The sequence below is a fragment of the Rhodococcus sp. BP-241 genome, from assembly GCF_019836145.1.
Classification (GTDB): Bacteria; Actinomycetota; Actinomycetes; order Mycobacteriales; family Mycobacteriaceae; genus Rhodococcoides.
The window spans coordinates 1-18,329 of record NZ_JABUEI010000004.1; the positions used below are offsets into that span (position 1 = coordinate 1).

The following is an 18,329-nucleotide window of genomic DNA, read 5'->3' on the forward strand; positions in this document are numbered from 1 at the left end:
CGGCCTGGCGGTGCGCCGCCCCGCACCCCGCCGCTACGAACACCCCGCCCCCGGCGACCTGATCCACATCGACATCAAGAAACTCGGCCGGATCCCCGACGGCGGCGGGCACCGCAAACTCGGCCGCACGATCGGCAACCGGCACAACAAGAAACATGGCCGCGGCTACGCGTTCGTCCACCACGCCGTCGACGACCACTCCCGCCTCGCCTACTCCGAGATCCTCGGTGACGAACGCAAGGAGACCGCCGCCGGGTTCTACCGGCGCGCCGCTGCGTACTTCACCGACCACGGCATCACCATCGCCAGAGTGCTCACGGACAACGGATCCTGTTACCGGTCAACACTGTTCGCCGAAGCACTCGGATCGGTGGTGCACAAGCGCACCCGCCCCTACCGACCGCAGACCAACGGCAAAGTCGAACGGTTCAACCGCACCCTGAACCAGGAATGGGCCTACGCCCACACCTACCTCTCCGACGAAGCCCGCGCAGCGACCTACCAGGACTGGGTCCATCACTACAATCACCACCGACCCCACACAGGCATCGACGGCAAGTCACCCATCGAGCGACTCACCGTCCACAACCTCCCCGCGAAGAACAACTAGGCCGGCACCCCTTCGGCCCCCTCGCGAGTACGCCCATGATGTCGTGATTCAGTGCTCCACCCACGGCACTGTGGACGTACTCGCCGGGGGCGGGGCTCAGGAACGGACGAGGCGAGCGATCGCCTCGGACGCCTCCCTGACCTTCGCGTCCGCTTCGGGTCCGCCCTCGCGGGCCGCGTCCACGACGCAGCCCGCGAGGTGGGCGTCCAGCAACTTCAGCGACACGGACTGCAGCGCCTTGGTGACGGCCGAGACCTGCGTCAACACGTCGATGCAGTACCGGTCGTCGGCCACCATGCGAGAGATGCCGGCCACCTGTCCCTCGATGCGGCGCAGGCGCTTGAGGAGGTCGTCCTGATCGAAACTGCTCATGCGTCCAGAGTACCCCCAGGGGGTAACGGGTAGAGGTCAGCGCCGCCGTACGACGCGCATCACCAGGTACACCGCGACGGCCGCCGCGACCACGGAGAGAGCCGCCCACGGCCCCGCGACACGGGTCGAGTCGTACGTGACCGAGAACCCCTCGAACGACGACGTGGTGGGAAACTGCTCGGTCACGGTGGTCGTGGTCCTCGACTGCACCCACAGCACCACGGCCACCACGGCGAGGACGACCGCGACCACCACCGGAGCGAACCGGCGCATCACGCGTCGGGCTCCGCGTCGGTGGCGGGCGCCACGAGTGCGAGCAGTTCCTCGCGGAGCGTCTCGTCGTCCTTCGCCCACGCCTGGACCAGGCCGTTGCCCCGCAGCTTCAGGCCGACGCCGGTCCGCTTTCGCGGCACCCCGGACAGCTCCCCCAGCACTCGCGCGGCCTGCCACTTCTCCAGGGTGTTCCCGTTGGCGTCGTAGTCGGGCTCCGGGTATACCTCGAGGATGTCCGCGATGGCGACGTTCTCCGTGCCCTGGCTCAGCGTCGTCGGCGTCAGGATCACCGTGGCGTGCCGACGGGCGGCCACGATCTGCACGTAGGTGAAGGCCATGAGAACCAGCGCGATCACGACGAGCGCCACGTAGTGCACGACGGGTCCCGTGTAGATCTCGACGCCGAGAGCGATGAGACAGAAGATCGGCCCCCAGGCCAGGGCGCGCCACTTCGCGCCGTACTCGGCGAAGATCACCGGTTCCGTCTCGTCGCTCACGGGGCCTCCGGTGCCGCGAACCACGGCGCCGCGGACGGTCGGTACACGAGCACGCAGGCCACGAAGAAGAGGATCGCCCCGAGCGTCGCCAGCAGGGGCACGATGGCGAAGCCGACGGTCACCGAGCCCAGGAGCACCAGCCCGAAGACGATCGACAGGACCGTCAGTGCCCGGCGGAACCGCGGATCGCCGCGTCGACACGCGGGCCCCGCGAGGAATCCGATGGCCAGTCCGACGATGATCTCGAGGACACCGACCGTGCGCAGCACCGTGATGACGCTCTCCACGGCATCCGGCTCGCCCCCGGTCTCGGTCAGCTGGGTCCGCAGCGAGTCGGCCGGGAACGTCAGCGAGATGAGGCCGAGCAGCACGACGAGGACGGCCCCGAGAACCCACACGGCGAACGCGACGGTGACGATCCGGGGACGGGCGGGCGACGCGGGCTCGGGCTTCTCGACGTTCACTCGACCATCCTGCCAAGACGCCTCCACACGGTGGAGTCCAGGCGTCTCTCGATCAGGTGAGGACGGCCGGCAGAAGCACCGCGGCAGCCATGAGGATGCCCGTGGTCAGCACGATGGCGAGCAACCACAACTCACGTCGGCCACTGCTGCACTCGACGGTCTGCATACGAGTGCGAGGCGCCGTGGAACCGGCGGAGGTGGAGGAGAAATCGGCGGGCAACACTGTCTCCGTACTGATCAGAATGCTTGTGACAGTGGTCACGATACACCGATCGATGTTTGACGCAAAAAGACAGCCTGACCAGGCAGGACGGGCGTCTCAGGCGCCCGAGAAGCCGCTGGCGACGACGAGGACGACCACCACCACGGCAGACGTCAGGAGCAGCAGGGCGAACACCTCGGCGAGAGGGTTGCGGCGGTCGTTGGCGTCGTGCCCGACCGTCTGTCGTGGGGTCATGAAGATCCTCCGATCAGGGTGTGTCCGATCGTCAGAACCATAACGCCACTTCTGTAACTCAGGTCACATCTGTCACGGCGTGTCGCAGGTCAGCGCGGTGATCTCCGGGAGAGGAAGTACTCCGACGACTCGCGTCGATGCATCAGGTACACCGCACCCGCGGCCGCGACGGCCTGCAGGATCCCGAGCACCGCGGTGACCAGGGCGATCGCGCCTCCGGAACCGAGGCCGAACAGCGTGGGAATCGTGGTGACGACGATGACCACGCCGATTGCCGTGAGAACCGCGCGCGCCCAGAGCTTCCCGGCCCGCATCTTCCGCACCACCAGGAGGACGAGCCCAGCGATCAGCACCCCGACGATCAACGACAACACCATGGCCACGACGAGCACGGTGTCCGCGGTCTCGGGCGGCAGTGCCAACGACGGGTCCTGCGCCTCGAGGTCCGTCAGGAACGCGTCGAGAAAGGCGTCACGATCGGTGAACAGGGAGTAGAGCCCGATGAGCATCGAGAGCAGACCGATGCCGATCACGCCGAACCACAGGTGGCGCGCCGTCTCGATGTCGACCGGCGCCTCGCTGTTCTCCGGTGACCGCATCGGCTGCATCGCGCTCGGGGGCAGACCCTCGGGGTGCCAGTTGCCCTGCGGCTGCTGACCCCACTGCGGCTTCTGACCCCACTGCGGCTGACCCTGCGGATCGTGGGGGTCGTGACGAGGGTCCTCCGGGTTGCCGCCCGGGCGCTGGTCGTTCACAGCCGCGTCGCGATCTCGGTGGCCCAGTAGGTGAGGACGATGTCGGCGCCTGCTCGGCGAATACTGGTGACGGACTCCATGATCGCCGCGTCGCGGTCGATCCACCCGTTCTGCGCGGCGGCGGTGATCATCGCGTACTCCCCCGAGATCTGATAAGCGGCGACGGGCACGGGTGACGCGTCGGCCACGTCGCGCAGGATGTCGAGGTAGCTCATCGCGGGCTTCACCATCACCATGTCGGCACCCTCGGCGATGTCGAGGTCGAGTTCGCGCATCGACTCGCGCCGATTGGCCGAATCCTGCTGATAGGTCCGGCGATCGCCGCGCAACGTCGACCCGACGGCCTCGCGGAACGGGCCGTAGAACGCGGAGGCGTACTTCGCCGTGTAGGCCAGCTGGCCCACGTCGGCGAATCCGGCGGTGTCGAGGCCCTCGCGGATCGCGCCGATCTGCCCGTCCATCATGCCGCTCGGGCCGAGCAGGTGAGCGCCCGATTCCGCCTGCGCCACAGCCATGTCCACGTAGCGCACCAGCGTCGCGTCGTTGTCGACGCTGCCGTCCGCGGCGAGGACGCCGCAGTGACCGTGGTCGGTGAACTCGTCGAGGCACGTGTCCGCCATCAGGACGGTGCTGTCGCCGAGGTCGTCCCGGAGCCGACGCAGACCTGTGTTCAGGATGCCGTCGGGATCCGAGGCCATCGACCCCTGTCCGTCCTTGTCCTCCGGACGCGGAACCCCGAAGAGCATCAGACCGCCGACTCCGGCCCGCACCGCCTCGTCGGCAGCGGCGGACAGCGAGTCCAGGGTGTGCTGGACGACGCCCGGCATGGAGCTGATCTCGCGCGGGGCATCGAGGCCGTCGGCCACGAACATCGGCAGCACGAGGTGCCGCGGTTCGAGCGACGTCTCCGCCACCAACCGGCGGATGGCTGGGGTACGACGCAGTCGCCGGGGACGGTCTACGGGGAACACGGAACCCTCACTTCGTTCGGCCGTGCGCCCTTTGCGTATCCCTGGATGCGCAAAGGGCGCACGGGCGGGTCAGCGCCTACGAGACTTCTTGCGCGGAGGCGGCAGTGCACCCTCGGCGCGCAGTCGTGCAGCGTGCTCGGCCAGTGCCTCGACCAGCGGTCCGACCTGAGCCGTCTCGGGCTGCACGTCGACACGCAGGCCGAACTCGACGGCCGTCTCGGCGGTCTTCGGTCCGATGCACGCCACGAGGGTGCGCGCGTGCGGCTTGCCGGCGATGCCGACGAGGTTGCGCACGGTGGAGCTCGACGTGAAGCACACGGCGTCGAAGCCGCCGGTCTTGATCATCTCGCGGGTCTCGGCGGCCGGCGGCGCAGCGCGCACCGTGCGGTACGCGGTGACGTCGTCGATCTCCCAGCCGCGCTCGCGGAGGCCCTCGGCGAGAGTCTCGGTCGCGATGTCGGCGCGCGGCAGCAGGACCCGGTTGACGGGGTCGAAGACCTCGTCGTACGGCGGGAAGTCCTCGAGCAGCCCGGTGGAACTCTGCTCGCCGGACGGGACGAGCTCGGGGTTGATGCCGAACGAGCGGACCTTCTCGGCCGTCGCTTCGCCGACGCAGGCGATCTTGACGCCGGAGAACGCGCGAGCGTCGAGTCCGAACTCCTCGAACTTCTCCCACACCGCGCGCACCGCGTTGGTGGAGGTGAAGACGACCCACTGGTAGCGGCCGTCCACGAGGCCCTTGACCGAGCGCTCCATCTGCGCGGGGCTGCGCGGCGGCTCGACGGCGATGGTCGGCACCTCGATGGGGATGGCGCCGTGCGTCACCAGGCGTTCGCTCATCTCGCCGGCCTGGTCCTTGGTGCGCGGCACGAGGACGGTCCAGCCGTACAGCGCGCGGCTCTCCCACCAGGACATCCGGCTGCGCTGCGAGACGACCTTGCCGACCGTGACGATGAGCGATCCCACGAGCTCGGATCCCGCGTCGTTCAGCGTCGCGAGGGTCGCCTCGACGGTGCGCTGCTGACGCGTCGTACCGCGGACGGTGATGGCGACAGGCGTCTGCGGGGCCAGGCCGTGCTCGACGAGCGCGCTGGCGGTCTCGGCGAGGTGGCCGGACGTCGCGTGCAGGACGAGCGGTCCGGGTGCCGCGGCGAGCGACGCCCAGTCGACGTCGCCCCGGACGTCCGCCTCGGTGTGCTCGGAGCCCAGTGCCATGCCGGCGTAGCTCGGCACCGCGGACCCCGCGGGAAGGCCGGGAACGACCTCGAACTGCACCTGGGTCCGCGCCACGGCGGTGACCTCGGCGATGACGGAGTCTGTGGTCAGCGGGTCACCCGAGACGAGCCGCACCACGTCGTGGCCGTTCTTCGCCTCGGCGACCAGCGTCTTGGCCACCTCGGCGGGCTCGCCGAGCGCCGGACGCACGTCCACGCCGTTCTCGCCCGTCTCGGCGTCGGCCGGGACTGCGGTGCCCACCAGGGCGATGACACCCTTGTCGACGTCGGGATCGGTGAAGGCCATCTCGGCGATCGCCAGCGCGTCCCTCGCCCGGACGGTGAGCAGGGCCGGGTCGCCCGGTCCGGAGCCCACGAACAGGATCCGTCCCGGGGTGTTCTTGCGGACTCGGCTCATGATTCGTTCTCCAGTGCAGTCTGTTCCGCGTACTTGTCGCGGATGCGGATCTCGATCTCGGTGGCGGGACCCCGCTTGGGGATCAACCGCGATGTGGCGATGCGCTCGTACCGTCCCGGACGGGGTGTCACGCGTCGCCCGGGCAGGCCGCCACGTCTGTGTCGGCTCGCGGTCCCGACGACGCTCAGCGCCCTCTGCTCACGCATCGATCGACTCGCCTTTCTCGGTACCGCCCGGTCTCTGGGTCGAGGCGGCGGTGGACGAACTGGAGGGCTCGGTGACGGCGACCAGGTCTCGGGCGCCGAGATCGAGAAGTTCACGGGCGACGCGGCGGCCGATGCCGTCGGCGTCGTCGACGGGCCCCACTGCGGAGGCTCGGATCACGTCGGAGCCGTCCACCGCGGCGGCGCAGCCGCGCAGGGACAGTTCCTCGAAGACTCGGCCGTCCTCGTCGATGGACTCGACGACCTCGGCGATGGCCCCGACCGGAGCGGTGCAGCCGGCCTCGAGCTCGGCGAGCAGGGCCCGCTCCGCCGTCACCGAGGCGCGGGCCGCGGGATCGTCGAGGGTCGCGAGCACGGAGGCCAGATCGTGGTCGTCGGAGCGGCACTCCACTGCGAGCGCCCCCTGAGCGGGAGCCGGCAGGAACTGCACCGGCTCGAGAGCCTCGGTGACGACGTCCAGACGGTCGATCCGCGCCAGTCCGGCACGGGCCACGACGACGGCGTCGAGCTCACCCTTGGTGACCTTGCCGATGCGGGTGTCGAGGTTGCCGCGCAGGGGCTGCACGTCCAGGCCGAGGCCGAGTGCGCGCAGCTGGGCGATACGCCGCGGTGCGGACGTGCCGACGGTGGAACCGGCGGGCAGTTCGCCGAGCACCAGTCCGTCGCGCGCCACCAGGGCGTCACGCGCGTCCTCGCGCTGCGGGATCGCGCCGATGGTGAAACGCTCGTCCTCCGCCGTCGGAAGATCCTTGTAGGAGTGCACGGCGACGTCGATGGTCTTGTCCGCCAATGCTTCCCGGAGGGCGGCGGTGAAGACGCCCACGCCGATCTCCTGCACCGGTGCGGCCGACTTGTCGCCCGCGGTGGTCACGACGACCAGCTCGGTGCGGACACCGGCGGCCGTGATGGCAGCGCGGACGGTCTCGGCCTGCGTCGTGGCGAGCAAGCTGCCGCGGGTACCGATACGCACCACGCGATCACCCAGCGCAGCGGCGTTCGCGATCATTCCGTACCCCGCTCGTGGGAGAGGGTGAAGTCGTCCGCGAGGGCGGCGGTGGGATTGTCCGTGTCGACGGCGGTGGCGACCTCCATCGGCGACGCGACGGCCTGCACCGTGCTCGGCGAGAGCTCGAAGAGCTCCCGGAGCGCCTCGGCGTAGGAGTCGCCGCCCGGCGTGGTGGCCAACTGCTTCACGCGCACAGTGGGCGCGTGCAGCAGCTTGTCGACGACGCGGCGCACGGTGCGGGCAACCTCGTCGCGCTGCGGGTCGGCCAGATCGGGCAGTCGCGAGTCGAGCCGCATGAGCTCCGACTCGACGACCTCGGCGGCCCGCTGACGCAGCGCCGTGACGGTCGGGGTGACCTCGGCGAGGCGCTGTCCGGACAGGTAGGAGGCGAGCTCGGCGGCCACGATGTCGCGGGCCGCACGCTCGTCGGACGCCGCGGCGCCGGCCGCGGGATCGTGCTGCAGCGACTCCATGTCCAGGACGGTCACGCCGGGCAGGCCGGCGACGGCGTGCTCGACGTCGCGGGGCAGGCCCAGGTCGCAGATCACCAGCGGGCGAGCCTGCGTGTCGCGCTGCGCGAGCGCACGATGGGCGTCGGCGATGGTCACGACGGCACCCACCGCACCGGTACAGGTGACGAGGATGTCGGCGTCCGCCACCGTCGCGGAGAGCTGGTCGAGTGTGATCGCGAAAGACGTCACGCCGCCCGCGGCCGCGGTCCCGGACAGGTGCTGCGCGCGGCTCTGGGTGCGGTTGGCGACCGCGATGCTGCCGATGCCGGTGCGCGTCAGATGAGCGACGGAGAGACCGCCCATCGCGCCGGCGCCGAGCACGACGGCCTTCTTGCCCGCGAGACCACCGAGCACGTCGGAGGCGCGATCGAGCGCGACGGAGACCACGGAGGCTCCCGCCTTGTCGATGCCCGTCTCGGAGTGGACCTTCTTGCCCACGCGCAGCGCCTGCTGCGCCAGCTCGTGGAGCGCGCGGCCCGATGCCTGCTGAGCGTCCGACGCCGCGTAGGCGGCACGGATCTGCCCGAGGATCTGCTGCTCACCGATCACCATCGAGTCGAGTCCGCCGGCGACGGCGAACAGGTGCTCGGCCGCGGCCTCGCTGTAGCGCACGTAGGCGTACTTCGTGAGCTCGGCGAGCTCGAGACCGGAGTGCTCGGACAACAGTGCACCGAGATCGGTCAGGGCGCCGTGGAAGGCGTCGACTACCGCGTACACCTCGACGCGGTTGCACGTCGAGACGATCATGACCTCGGAGACATGCGGCGACATCATGATCTCGTCGGTCAGTTTCGGGCGTTCCGTGTCGCTGACGGCGATACGTTCGAGCACCGAGACGGGAGCGCTTCGATGCGAAATCCCGAGGAGAAGGACACTCACGGTGCTATCACCGATCCGTTTCTACTAGCGGGGGTGACCGTCCGGGGATCACGACAGACCGGGCGGGCGGGACGGATGCGCGGTGCCTTGTGGGCGTTCGCGAACGAGAGGACCTGCAGCTCCACGGCGAGATCGACGCGGCGGAGATCGACGTACGGGGGGGTCACCGGATCGGTGGACGCGAAACTGAGGATGCAGTCGATGTCGGCCTCGACGAGGGCGTCGACGGCGGACTGGGCGGCAGCGTCCGGCGTGGCGACGACGCCGACGGTGGCGCCGAGCTCGGCAGCGACCTCGACCAGCCGATCGACGTGCAGAACGGTGAGCTGCGAGTAACCGTCGTCGGCGTTGCCGACGGTGATCTCGCGGCCCACGACGGCCGGATCGCTGTCGAACAGGGCGACCATCGTGAAACCGCGACGACTGAACCCGTCGTACCCGACCAGTGCGGTGCCGAGGTTGCCGGTGCCCACCAGCACGACGCGGTGACCGCGATCCAGACCGAGCGCCAGCTCGATGCGCGCCCGCAGGCGAGCGACGTCGTATCCCACTCCGCGCACACCCATCGGGCCGAGGAACGAGAGGTCCTTGCGCAGCGTGGCCGAACCGACCCCGGCGGCCGTCGCGAGGTCCTCGCTCGAGACGATCATCACTCGGGTGTCGGTCAGCGAACTCAGTACCCGGAGATACCCCGCGAATCGGGTGACCGTAGCCTGGGGCACAGCGCGAGAGACCGCACCACCGTCACGAGACACAGCACCACCGTCGCGGCCGGAGTCGGACACGGCGCCGGAGCGCGCGATACCGACGCCGGGCAGGCGGCGTTGTGAGGTCACGTCGAAGGCTCCTCGTCCGACGGCACGCCTGATGACAGGCATGCGGTCTCCACGGTCATCCGAGGATCGGCGGGCCACGCACAGGACCGTGGTACCTGTGACGCAGGGTTCGTCGCCGACCCCTTTCTTCTCTCCACGGTAACCTCTCGTGGAGGGATGAACAAAGTCGCCGACCCGTGTAGTACGATCCCGCGCCCGGCGATCCGACGGCCGCGCGCACCGACGGTGACGAGCGGCCCGGGTCAGTTCTCCAGATCGCGCCGCAGCCGGGGCACGTCGACGTCCCAGTAGCTGTGTTCGCGGCCGTCCAGCAGCACCACCGGCAGCCGGTCCCCGTACTCCGCCCGCAGGTCAGGGTCCTGCGCGGCCACCGCGTCGACGTCGACCGACTCGCAGGCCACGCCGTACTCCGCACACAGGGGAACGAGCACGCGCAGGGCGGCGTCGCACGCCCCGCATCCGGCGCGTGTCAGCAACGTCACGGTGCGTACCGGGCTGGTCATGAGTCGAGTGTCTCACCGCCTCGCGCACGCGGTTAGGGTGGATCGGCAGGACCGGGACGGCCCGCGCCCGTGGGACGACCGGTCGAGGTGGGGAGGTGCACCGTGCCCGATCAGCATGATCCGGACGACGCACATGCTGCTGTCACGCCCGATTCGGAACTCACCGAGTCGCCCGAGGTGATGGACGAGTCGCGGGAACGTCGACTCGTCGACCCGGAGGCGGCCGAGAAGCAGGTCCGTCGACGGATCCGCAATCCCCTCGGCCCCACCGCCGCCCAGATCCGCGCCAAGCTCGCCGGCGAGGCGAGCGCCGATGCCGCCATCGCGCTGCAGGCCGAGAGCGCCGAGGCCGCCGACGACCACGTCAGTACGGTTCCGCGTGATCTCACAGCCGCCGCGTTCTTCGACGTCGACAACACGATGGTGCAGGGCGCGTCGATCATCCACTTCGCCCGCGGGCTCGCGGCCCGCAAGTACTTCACGTCCAAGGACGTCTCCGAGTTCGCCTGGCAGCAGATCAAGTTCCGCGTGTCCGGCAAGGAGAACCTGGGCGACGTCAGCACCGGCCGCGAGAAGGCACTGTCCTTCGTCGAGGGCCGCTCGACCGCGGAGATCGTGCGGCTCGGCGAGGAGATCTTCGACGAGATCATCGCCGACCGCATCTGGGCCGGCACCCGTGCTCTCGCGCAGATGCACCTCGACGCCGGCCAGCAGGTGTGGCTCGTCACCGCCACCCCGGTGGAGCTGGCGTCCATCATCGCCAAACGCCTCGGCCTGACCGGCGCGTTGGGCACCGTCGCCGAGAGCAAGGACGGCGTCTTCACCGGGCGCCTCGTCGGCGACATCCTGCACGGTCGCGGCAAGGCCCACGCCGTGCGGACCCTCGCCGTGCGCGAGGGCCTCGACCTGCGACGCTGCACCGCCTACTCCGACAGCCACAACGACGTACCGATGCTGTCCCTCGTCGGGACGGCCGTCGCGGTCAATCCCGACGCGGACCTGCGCGAGCTCGCGAAGAACCGCGGGTGGGAGATCCGCGACTTCCGCACCGGCCGCAAGGCCGCCAAGATCGGCGTCCCCACCGCTCTCGCACTCGGTGCCGTCGGCGGCGGCGTCGCCGCGGTGCTCGGCCGACGCAACGTATGAACCGACCGGCCTCCGGCCTACCTGTGAGAGCAGTCGTCATCGGTGCGGGTGTCGGCGGACTCGCCACGGCCGCCCGCCTGGCCCACCGCGGTGTCGAGACCGTCGTGCTCGAGCAGTCGCACGATCTGGGCGGGAAGCTCGGCATCGTCCGGCGGGACGGCTTCTCGTTCGACACCGGGCCATCACTGGTCACCATGCCGCACGTGTTCGATGATCTCTTCGCGCAGACCGGTGGGCCGTCGGACCTCACGTTCGACCGGCTCCCGGTCGCGTGTCGCTACCGCTTTCCCGACGGCACCGAGCTGGACATGCCCGGTCGCGCGGAGGAGATCCCCGCCGCTCTGGACTCGGCGCTCGGAGCCGGTGCCGGTGCGCAGTGGTCCCGGTTCTCCGAGCGTGCCGAGCAGATCTGGGACGCCACCCACGAGGCGTTCCTCGAATCGCCCATCGGCCCCCGCGAACTGGTGTCGTTGTCGCGACGGGTGGGCGACCTCCGCACCATCAGCCCGTGGTCATCGTTGCGTGATCTGGGTCGGCAGTACCTCACCGATCCGCGACTCGCGATGATGCTCGACCGCTACGCCACCTACACCGGCTCGGATCCGCGGCGCGCCCCGGCGGCCCTCGCCACGGTGCCGCACGTCGAGCAGCGCTGGGGATCGTGGCACGTTCCCGGTGGGCTGCACCGCATCGCCGAGGCGATCGCCGACCGCGCGACATCGCTCGGAGCGGAGATCCGCACGGGTGTCACGGTGACCGGCGTGCGCGTCGAGAACGGACGCACCACCGGCGTCGACACCACACACGGACCCGTCGCGGCCGACATCGTCGTCGCGAACGCCGATGCCGAGCAGGTCTACCGGTCTCTGGTCCCCGCCACGCGGCGCACCGCGCTCGCCCGGCGGCGCCTCGACGCGACCACCGCGAGCCTGTCCGGCTTCGTGATCCTGCTGGCTCTGCGGGACCGCGACGCCGACACCCCGCACCACCGGGTGCTGTTCCCGGACGACTACGACGCCGAGTTCGACGCCGTCTTCGGCACCCGCACGCGGCCGGCGCACACTGCCGACGCCCCGACCGTGTACGTCAGCGCCCCCGACGATCCGGCTCTGCGCCCGAACGACGACACCGAGGCCTGGTTCGTCCTGGTGAACGCCGCGCGACACGGCACCGGTTCCTCGGCACTGGTCGACTGGGACGCTCCCGAACTGTCGGAGGGCTACGCCGACCGCATCCTCGACGTCATGGCGGCGCGCGGAGTGGACGTGCGCGAGCGGGTGCTGTGGCGGGAGATCATCTCGCCGGCAGATCTGATGCGCCGCACCATGACTCCGGGCGGGTCCATCTACGGAACGTCGTCCAACGGGGCGACGGCCGCGTTCCTGCGCCCCGCCAATCGCTCGCCGATCCCCGGCCTGTTCCTGGTCGGTGGATCGTCGCACCCCGGCGGTGGACTCCCGCTGGTGACACTCTCGGCACAGATCGTCGACGAGCTGATCGCCGACGCCCTCTAGCCGAGGAAGACGTTCCGGCGACGGGTCAGCAGCCGGTAGAGCGTCTGCTGGATCGTCTCGCGCACGCGGTCGGTGACCTCGAACAGTTCCATCGGGTCGTCGGCGGCGGACGGCTCGTAAGACGTGGTCTCGATGGGCTCGCCGAACTCGATGTACCACTTCGACGGCAGCGGGACGAGACCCAGCGGACCGAAGTGCGGGAACAGCGGCGTGACCGGGAAGTACGGCATGCCGAGGACGCGTGCGAGCGTCGTCAGGTCACCGATCTTCGGGTAGATCTCCTCGGACCCGACGATCGAGCACGGGATGATGGGCGTCTGGGTGCGCAGCGCGGCGGAGACGAAGCCACCGCGGCCGAAACGCTGCAGCTTGTAGCGCTCACTGAACGGCTTGCCGATGCCCTTGAACCCCTCCGGGAACACCGCCACGACCTCGCCGCCACGCAGCAGTCGCTCGGCGTCGGGTTGGCAGGCCAGGGTGTGGCCGGCGCGGCGCGCGATGCTGCCGACCAGCGGGGTCTCGAACGCGAGGTCCGCGGCGAGCATGCGCAGCGCGCGGTGCTGCGGGTGGTGATCCCGCATGGCGACCGAGGCCATGAGTCCGTCGATCGGGATGACACCCGCGTGGTTCGAGACCACCAGGGCTCCGCCCTCGGCGGGTACGTTCTCGATCCCACGCACCTCGACGCGGAACCACTTCTCGAACAGCGGTCGCAACGCCGGAAGCCAGACGGAATCGGCGAAGTGGGGATCGTAACCGAACTCGTCGACCTCGTAGTCGCCCGACAGGCGCGTCCGCAGGAAGTCCGCTCCCCCGGCGACACGGTCGACGAGCGCACGCCGTACCGACTCGACGGCCGACGGGAACTCGCCGACGTCCGGCGTCGCATGCGGTGCTGCCGTCTCGGGCACGACCAGAGGCGTCGGCGCCTCGACACTCGGCACCATCGAGGGCGAGGGCGACGGGGACGCGTAGGACGAGGGGTGCCGACCGCGGACGTCCGCCGGGTCACTGCCGGCGCGTGGCCCACCGTCGGGCGTGGACTGCCGGAGGCGATCGAACGACTTACCGTGCAGCGGAATCACTTTGGCCACGTCGTTCACCTTCCCGCTCCGGCCGGCAACGACACGGGCGACGGGTGCGCCCCGGAGGTTGCACCGCCCAACAGTCCGATGACGCGATTCTCGATCGCGTCGACCCATTCACGCCGGATCACCGGCGTCAGCGCGACTCCGCGCACGAAGTCGTCGAACGCCTGCACGGTGGTCCACCGTGGGGTGAATCCGAGGACGTTCTTCATCCGGGTGGTGTCCACCCCGCATCCGAAGTTGAAGTAGTCGAGCTGCTCCGCCGAGAAGTCGCGCATCAGCGATCCCATCACCGCCTTGCCGGTGGTGCGGAACAGGGCCATGGGCACCGGCAGCTCCACGCGGCCGGCTCGGCGGATGGCCTGCGACAGCATGATGATGCCGTCGGCCGCGATGTTGAAGGTGCCCGCGGGGCCGGCCAACGTGGCGCGTTCGAGTGCGGAGAGCGCGTCCTCCTCGTGCAGCAACTGCATGCGCGCATCGCGACCGAGGATCGACGGTGTGACCGGCGAGGTGAGGTAGCGCGAGACGGATCCGTTCAGCCGGGGTCCGATCATGGGGGCGTTGCGCAGGATGCTGACGTCGATGTCCGGACGACGACGGCCCAGCCCACGGGCGTAGCCCTCGGTCTCGATGGCGTCGCGGGCGAAGCCGCCCTGCGGACGTGACCGCGCGCCCATCTCCTCGGTGAACTGCGCCGGATCCTTCGCACTGCAGCCGTACACCGCCGTCGACGAGCGCAGCACCACGTGCCGCACCGTCGGCGACTTCTGGCAGACGGCGAACAGCTGCATCGCCCCGAGCACGTTGAGGTCCTTCATCACCGTGCGGCCACCGCCGCTGGGCGGCCGGGACAGCAGCGACGCGTGCACGACGGTGTCGACGCCCGCGCTGCGGATGACCTTGCCGATCAACGGGTTCCGGATGTCCGCCCGCACGAATTCGGCGCGACCCATCCGCCGGATCATGTCCTTGGTGGGTGCCACGGCATCGACGGCGACGACCCGCTCGATCGACGGGTTCTGCGCCAGTCGCATGGTGAGGTATCCGCCCAGGAATCGGCTCGCTCCCGTGACGAGCACGACGCGTGGAGCGTCGCGCCCGGTGTCGTCAGAGCTCACCAGACCCCCTCGGTTTCTCCCGTGGCCACCGCTCGCGCGGCGCCGCACACGCCATGGTGTCACGAACCCCGCGTGCGCGCTCCGGCACGAGAAGAACCGGCACGCGACACCCGCGGGACCGGATACGACAACGCCCGCGAGGTCGGTCGAAACTCGATCCTCACGGGCGGAAGTCGTCGCGATCCCTAGCGGATCACTTACCCAATTTCCTGCGCTGAACGCGGGTGCGGCGAAGCAGCTTGCGGTGCTTCTTCTTCGACATGCGCTTGCGACGCTTCTTGATCACTGAACCCATGCGGGTGTCCTCGCGTTCTTTCGTCTCTGTACAGCTGCACTGCTGATACCGCTGCTGGTGCTGTTCGGTCGTCGGCGGACACGGCAGTGACGGGACTGCGCGCTCACGCGACTCAGCCCCATCATACCCAGCTCACACGACCACCCTCGACCGGCCTCCGCAGCAGCGGCGCACGCCCGAACCGTCCGATTCCGGTGAACCGTGCCGATGCCCTTCCCCGGGCATGCACCGTTCCACGTGGAACAGACGGGACGAGGCGTGCGTCAGCCTGCGTCGAAGTAGGACGTCTCCAGGTAGTCGTGCACCGCCTTCGCATGCACTCGGAACGAACGGCCCACACGAACGGCGGGCAGCTCGCCACCGTGCACCAGGCGGTACACGGTCATCTTGGACACCCTCATCAGTGAGGCAACTTCTGCCACCGTGAGGAACTGGGTTCCGGCCACAGCCGGTTGGCCGTCGTGGGACGAGCTCTTGCTCGACCCGGACGGCTTGTTGACGGATTCCATAAATCCACATACCTCCGGCACGCCCGCGCTGCCGGCTTCCCCTCCGGCAGAACAGACACGCACGTGCTGCAGCGAGCTTAGCGGGACTCGAGTGACAAAAGCGACGGGTGGGGGGACCAATATTTATTCGACCGGTGAACCGAGAGCCGTTCCCCGCGCCTTGGCGGCGTCGATCGCGTCGAGAAGCGCAGCTCGGAAGCCCTTTCGCTCCAGCTGGGCGATGGCCGCCGCCGTGGTGCCGCCGGGAGACGTCACACCGGCGCGGAGCTCCTGCGGTGACTCGTCCGAGCGATCGAGCATCGCCGCGGAGCCCACCATCGTCTGGACGACCAGTGTCGTGGCGGTGTCGCGAGGCAGTCCGAGACCCACGGCGGCGTCGATCATGGCCTCGGCCATGAGGAAGAAGTAGGCGGGTCCGGATCCGGAGACGGCGGTGACCGCGTCGATCTTGTCCTCGGACACGACGGCCGTCTTCCCGACGGTGCCGAGCAGCTTGCGCACCGTCTCGATGTGCTCCGAGCGGGCATGGCGGCCGGGGGCCAGCACGCTCATCGCCTCGCCCACCAACATCGGGGTGTTGGGCATGACACGGACGATCGGGATGCCCGCGGGCAGCTTCGGCTCGTAGCGCGACGCGGTGACGCCGGCGGCCATCGTCACGATGATCTGCTCGCGCTCCCCGTTGAGCTCGGCCTTGGACATCTGGGTGATCACCGAGTCGACGTCGTCGGGCTTCACCGCGACGACGATGACGTCGGCGCCCTCGATCGCGTCGATCACGCTGGTGGTCCGAATGCCGAACTGGGTGGCCACCGCGTCCGCGCGGGCCGGGTACTTCTCCGCCAGCACCACGTTGCCGGTGGGCAACCCGCCCTCGATCAGTCCTGCGATCAACGCCTCACCGATCCGGCCGCCGCCGATCACCGCAATTCTCGTCATGCGCTCAGCGTGCCATGCCGCGGGTGGCGATCGGCAGGGTGTCGCGGTCCCTCGGTCGGGCTCAGGTCGCGAGCGGCACCATGGCCAGCTGTCGGCTCTGCACCACCACGGCACCGGTGGAGTCGACGATGGTGTGGTCCTCCTCGAACCAGGAACCGCCGAGCACGGTGCTCGACGACTTCACGCGCAGCCAGCCGGGTGCCGGGGTGTGACGCAGGTACGTCGTGAGCTGGACCGTCGGAGCCCAGCCGAAGAGGCCGCGATTCATCGTCACGGGCGGGCAGATGTCGCCGGCCATGATGGCGAACAGCGCCGCGGTGACGGGATCGTTCTCGTCGTCGGGCCGCGGCCGGACCCACATGCGGATCTCCGCCGACCCCTGCTCGCCGGTCAGGAAGTGCGCGGCGGTGGGATCGAGACGCATGTCGCAGCCCGTGGCGACGTGGACGACGTCCGCCATCGGGTGACCGGGCGCCACTCGAGCGGCCGAGTCCGGCGGCTCGACGGCCATGTCGAGGACCGACGCCAGGGACGACTCGTGCTCCTGGTGCACGGGCGCTCCGCTGTCCGGCGTGCCGAGCGTGACCACGCTCCGCACCGCGGGACGACCGTTCTGCAGCAACACCGCGTCGACGTGCACCACGCGCCGACCACGCTTGAGCACCGTCGTCTCGACCGTCACCGGGCCGGGATCGGGCGCCGCGAGGTAGCTGGCGCTGACGGCGAGCGGAGTGAGCTCGATCGGGTCGTCGTCCAGCGCGAGACGCTGAGTGGCGGCCGCGGCACAGACACTCATCATGGCGCCGCCGTGCACCTTGGGGCCGATGGTCCACGTCGGGTCGATGCTGCCCTCGAACAGATCCGTGTCGGTGCGATCGAGTGTGGTGAGGGTGCGGAACGGGGCGTCGGTCACTGGTCGCTCGAATCTGTCGTCGGGTGGGGCCGGTCGGGAAGGCCGGAGGCCGGCCGGGTGAGTTGGTCGGGAAGGCCGGAGGCCGGCCGGGTGAGTTGGTCGGGAAGGCCGGAGGCCGGCCGGGTGAGTCGGTCGGGAAGGCCGGTCGGGGCGAAGTGCTGCTGGGCTAGATCGTGGTGCGCGAGGCGGCGCAGGGCGGTGACCACCGGTTCGTAGAGCACCGTCCCGAGGACGGCGAAGCGCACGGCGTCGCGTGGCTCGGTGTGGTCGAGCACCCGCGCCCACTCCCCCTCCGCGATCACGCGGACGGCACGGGCGTACGCGACGACGTCGTCGTCGGATAGCGGGACGCCCGCAGCGTCGGCGGCGGCGAGGGAGTGGTCGAGCTGACGAGCTGCCGAACTGTCGGTCGGGAGATCGGCGGCGGCGTGGCCGAGCCGTTCCAGGATCCGCGAGGTACGCGGCGCCAGACCCGGGTCGAGTCCGTCGTGCCCCGCGTCGTCGAGGTAGGGCGGGAGCGCACCGAGTGCCCGGCTCATCGCGGGATGGACGTCGCCGGTCGCCTCGTCGAGGGCCGCGAGCACCGTCCTGATCCGTCCGAGAGGAAGGGAGGCGCCGGTCAGGGCCTTGATCAACCGGAGGCGGTCGAGGTGCTCGTCGGTGTACTCGGACACCGTCGCCGCGCCGACCCCGGGCATGAGGAGCCCTTCGCGGAGGTAGAACTTGATCGTGGGTCGCGGGACCCCGGATCGTTCGACCAGCTCGGACATGCGCACCGGTCGAACTCTAGACCACAGTGGATAGTGCCACTAT

Annotated in this window: 24 protein-coding genes; 3 read left to right on the top strand and 21 right to left on the bottom strand. The window is 69.8% G+C overall.

Annotated elements, in window-relative coordinates; genetic code table 11:
• On the top strand, nucleotides 1-610 hold a 610-nt coding region (locus tag HQ308_RS09140; protein ID WP_222646237.1), incomplete at its 5' end, for an IS481 family transposase.
• Nucleotides 611-706: 96 nt separating this feature from the next.
• On the opposite strand, the gene HQ308_RS09145 is transcribed toward HQ308_RS09140, so the two are convergent.
• The 14 genes from HQ308_RS09145 to HQ308_RS09210 form a co-directional block, all read right to left on the bottom strand.
• The gene (locus tag HQ308_RS09145) at nucleotides 707-982 is read right to left on the bottom strand and encodes a metal-sensitive transcriptional regulator (RefSeq protein ID WP_027504515.1); all 276 of its coding nucleotides are present in this window, start codon (nucleotides 980-982) and stop codon (nucleotides 707-709) included.
• A 36-nt stretch (nucleotides 983-1,018) separates the two neighbouring features.
• Nucleotides 1,019-1,258: a hypothetical protein gene (locus tag HQ308_RS09150; protein WP_156380452.1), complete on the bottom strand. Its 240-nt coding sequence runs from the start codon at nucleotides 1,256-1,258 to the stop codon at nucleotides 1,019-1,021.
• Nucleotides 1,255-1,752: a hypothetical protein gene (locus HQ308_RS09155; protein ID WP_027504513.1), complete on the bottom strand. Its 498-nt coding sequence runs from the start codon at nucleotides 1,750-1,752 to the stop codon at nucleotides 1,255-1,257. Before HQ308_RS09155 ends, HQ308_RS09150 begins: the two co-directional genes overlap by 4 nt.
• Nucleotides 1,749-2,216: a hypothetical protein gene (locus tag HQ308_RS09160; RefSeq protein ID WP_051613085.1), complete on the bottom strand. Its 468-nt coding sequence runs from the start codon at nucleotides 2,214-2,216 to the stop codon at nucleotides 1,749-1,751. Before HQ308_RS09160 ends, HQ308_RS09155 begins: the two co-directional genes overlap by 4 nt.
• A gap of 52 nt (nucleotides 2,217-2,268) precedes the next feature.
• A complete protein-coding gene (locus HQ308_RS09165; RefSeq protein WP_222646238.1) occupies nucleotides 2,269-2,478 on the bottom strand; it encodes a hypothetical protein in 210 nt (69 codons plus the stop codon).
• Between the two features lie 57 nt (nucleotides 2,479-2,535).
• On the bottom strand, nucleotides 2,536-2,673 hold the full coding sequence (locus HQ308_RS09170; RefSeq protein WP_155956937.1) for a hypothetical protein: 138 nt from the start codon (nucleotides 2,671-2,673) through the stop codon (nucleotides 2,536-2,538).
• An 89-nt stretch (nucleotides 2,674-2,762) separates the two neighbouring features.
• Complete coding sequence (locus HQ308_RS09175; protein ID WP_222646239.1) at nucleotides 2,763-3,428, bottom strand: DUF5336 domain-containing protein; 666 nt, start codon at nucleotides 3,426-3,428, stop codon at nucleotides 2,763-2,765.
• Nucleotides 3,425-4,399 carry a porphobilinogen synthase gene (gene hemB, locus HQ308_RS09180; protein WP_027504510.1) on the bottom strand — a complete coding sequence of 325 codons (975 nt, stop codon included), beginning with the start codon at nucleotides 4,397-4,399 and terminating at the stop codon, nucleotides 3,425-3,427. The genes HQ308_RS09175 and hemB overlap by 4 nt, the downstream gene beginning before the upstream one ends.
• Before the next feature lie 69 nt (nucleotides 4,400-4,468).
• On the bottom strand, nucleotides 4,469-6,031 hold the full coding sequence (locus HQ308_RS09185) for a bifunctional uroporphyrinogen-III C-methyltransferase/uroporphyrinogen-III synthase (protein WP_027504509.1): 1,563 nt from the start codon (nucleotides 6,029-6,031) through the stop codon (nucleotides 4,469-4,471).
• Nucleotides 6,028-6,237, bottom strand: a complete 210-nt coding sequence (locus HQ308_RS09190) for a hypothetical protein (RefSeq protein ID WP_222646240.1) — start codon at nucleotides 6,235-6,237, stop codon at nucleotides 6,028-6,030. The genes HQ308_RS09185 and HQ308_RS09190 overlap by 4 nt, the downstream gene beginning before the upstream one ends.
• Nucleotides 6,230-7,228 carry a hydroxymethylbilane synthase gene (hemC, locus tag HQ308_RS09195; protein ID WP_222638119.1) on the bottom strand — a complete coding sequence of 333 codons (999 nt, stop codon included), beginning with the start codon at nucleotides 7,226-7,228 and terminating at the stop codon, nucleotides 6,230-6,232. The genes HQ308_RS09190 and hemC overlap by 8 nt, the downstream gene beginning before the upstream one ends.
• A 29-nt stretch (nucleotides 7,229-7,257) precedes the next feature.
• On the bottom strand, nucleotides 7,258-8,652 hold the full coding sequence (locus tag HQ308_RS09200; RefSeq protein WP_222646241.1) for a glutamyl-tRNA reductase: 1,395 nt from the start codon (nucleotides 8,650-8,652) through the stop codon (nucleotides 7,258-7,260).
• Nucleotides 8,649-9,530 carry a redox-sensing transcriptional repressor Rex gene (locus HQ308_RS09205; RefSeq protein WP_222646242.1) on the bottom strand — a complete coding sequence of 294 codons (882 nt, stop codon included), beginning with the start codon at nucleotides 9,528-9,530 and terminating at the stop codon, nucleotides 8,649-8,651. Before HQ308_RS09205 ends, HQ308_RS09200 begins: the two co-directional genes overlap by 4 nt.
• Nucleotides 9,531-9,730: 200 nt before the next feature.
• Nucleotides 9,731-9,991, bottom strand: coding sequence for a glutaredoxin family protein (locus HQ308_RS09210; protein ID WP_027504505.1), 261 nt, complete (start codon nucleotides 9,989-9,991; stop codon nucleotides 9,731-9,733).
• A gap of 180 nt (nucleotides 9,992-10,171) precedes the next feature.
• Here HQ308_RS09210 and HQ308_RS09215 point away from each other — a divergent pair, with 180 nt between their 5' ends.
• Together HQ308_RS09215 and HQ308_RS09220 are read left to right on the top strand one after the other, a co-directional pair.
• The gene (locus HQ308_RS09215) at nucleotides 10,172-11,137 is read left to right on the top strand and encodes an HAD family phosphatase (RefSeq protein ID WP_222631034.1); all 966 of its coding nucleotides are present in this window, start codon (nucleotides 10,172-10,174) and stop codon (nucleotides 11,135-11,137) included.
• A gap of 23 nt (nucleotides 11,138-11,160) precedes the next feature.
• Entirely contained in the window at nucleotides 11,161-12,651 is a 1,491-nt protein-coding gene (locus HQ308_RS09220) for a phytoene desaturase family protein (RefSeq protein ID WP_308115730.1), read from the top strand.
• Here the strand turns inward: HQ308_RS09220 and HQ308_RS09225 are convergent.
• The 7 genes from HQ308_RS09225 to HQ308_RS09255 form a co-directional block, all read right to left on the bottom strand.
• Complete coding sequence (locus HQ308_RS09225; RefSeq protein ID WP_222638074.1) at nucleotides 12,648-13,754, bottom strand: lysophospholipid acyltransferase family protein; 1,107 nt, start codon at nucleotides 13,752-13,754, stop codon at nucleotides 12,648-12,650. The two genes, HQ308_RS09220 and HQ308_RS09225, sit on opposite strands and share 4 nt — an antisense overlap.
• Entirely contained in the window at nucleotides 13,751-14,860 is a 1,110-nt protein-coding gene (locus tag HQ308_RS09230; protein ID WP_155956935.1) for an NAD-dependent epimerase/dehydratase family protein, read from the bottom strand. Before HQ308_RS09230 ends, HQ308_RS09225 begins: the two co-directional genes overlap by 4 nt.
• Before the next feature lie 193 nt (nucleotides 14,861-15,053).
• Entirely contained in the window at nucleotides 15,054-15,155 is a 102-nt protein-coding gene (locus tag HQ308_RS09235; RefSeq protein ID WP_003402602.1) for a 30S ribosomal protein bS22, read from the bottom strand.
• A gap of 263 nt (nucleotides 15,156-15,418) precedes the next feature.
• Nucleotides 15,419-15,664: a helix-turn-helix domain-containing protein gene (locus tag HQ308_RS09240; protein ID WP_027504502.1), complete on the bottom strand. Its 246-nt coding sequence runs from the start codon at nucleotides 15,662-15,664 to the stop codon at nucleotides 15,419-15,421.
• A 123-nt stretch (nucleotides 15,665-15,787) separates the two neighbouring features.
• Nucleotides 15,788-16,603 (bottom strand): pyrroline-5-carboxylate reductase, encoded by an 816-nt coding sequence (proC, locus tag HQ308_RS09245; RefSeq protein ID WP_056441616.1) that lies wholly within the window; start codon nucleotides 16,601-16,603, stop codon nucleotides 15,788-15,790.
• A gap of 61 nt (nucleotides 16,604-16,664) precedes the next feature.
• On the bottom strand, nucleotides 16,665-17,516 hold the full coding sequence (locus HQ308_RS09250; RefSeq protein WP_222646244.1) for a thioesterase family protein: 852 nt from the start codon (nucleotides 17,514-17,516) through the stop codon (nucleotides 16,665-16,667).
• Nucleotides 17,513-18,286: a MerR family transcriptional regulator gene (locus tag HQ308_RS09255; RefSeq protein ID WP_261775968.1), complete on the bottom strand. Its 774-nt coding sequence runs from the start codon at nucleotides 18,284-18,286 to the stop codon at nucleotides 17,513-17,515. Before HQ308_RS09255 ends, HQ308_RS09250 begins: the two co-directional genes overlap by 4 nt.
• Nucleotides 18,287-18,329: the final 43 nt, after the last annotated feature.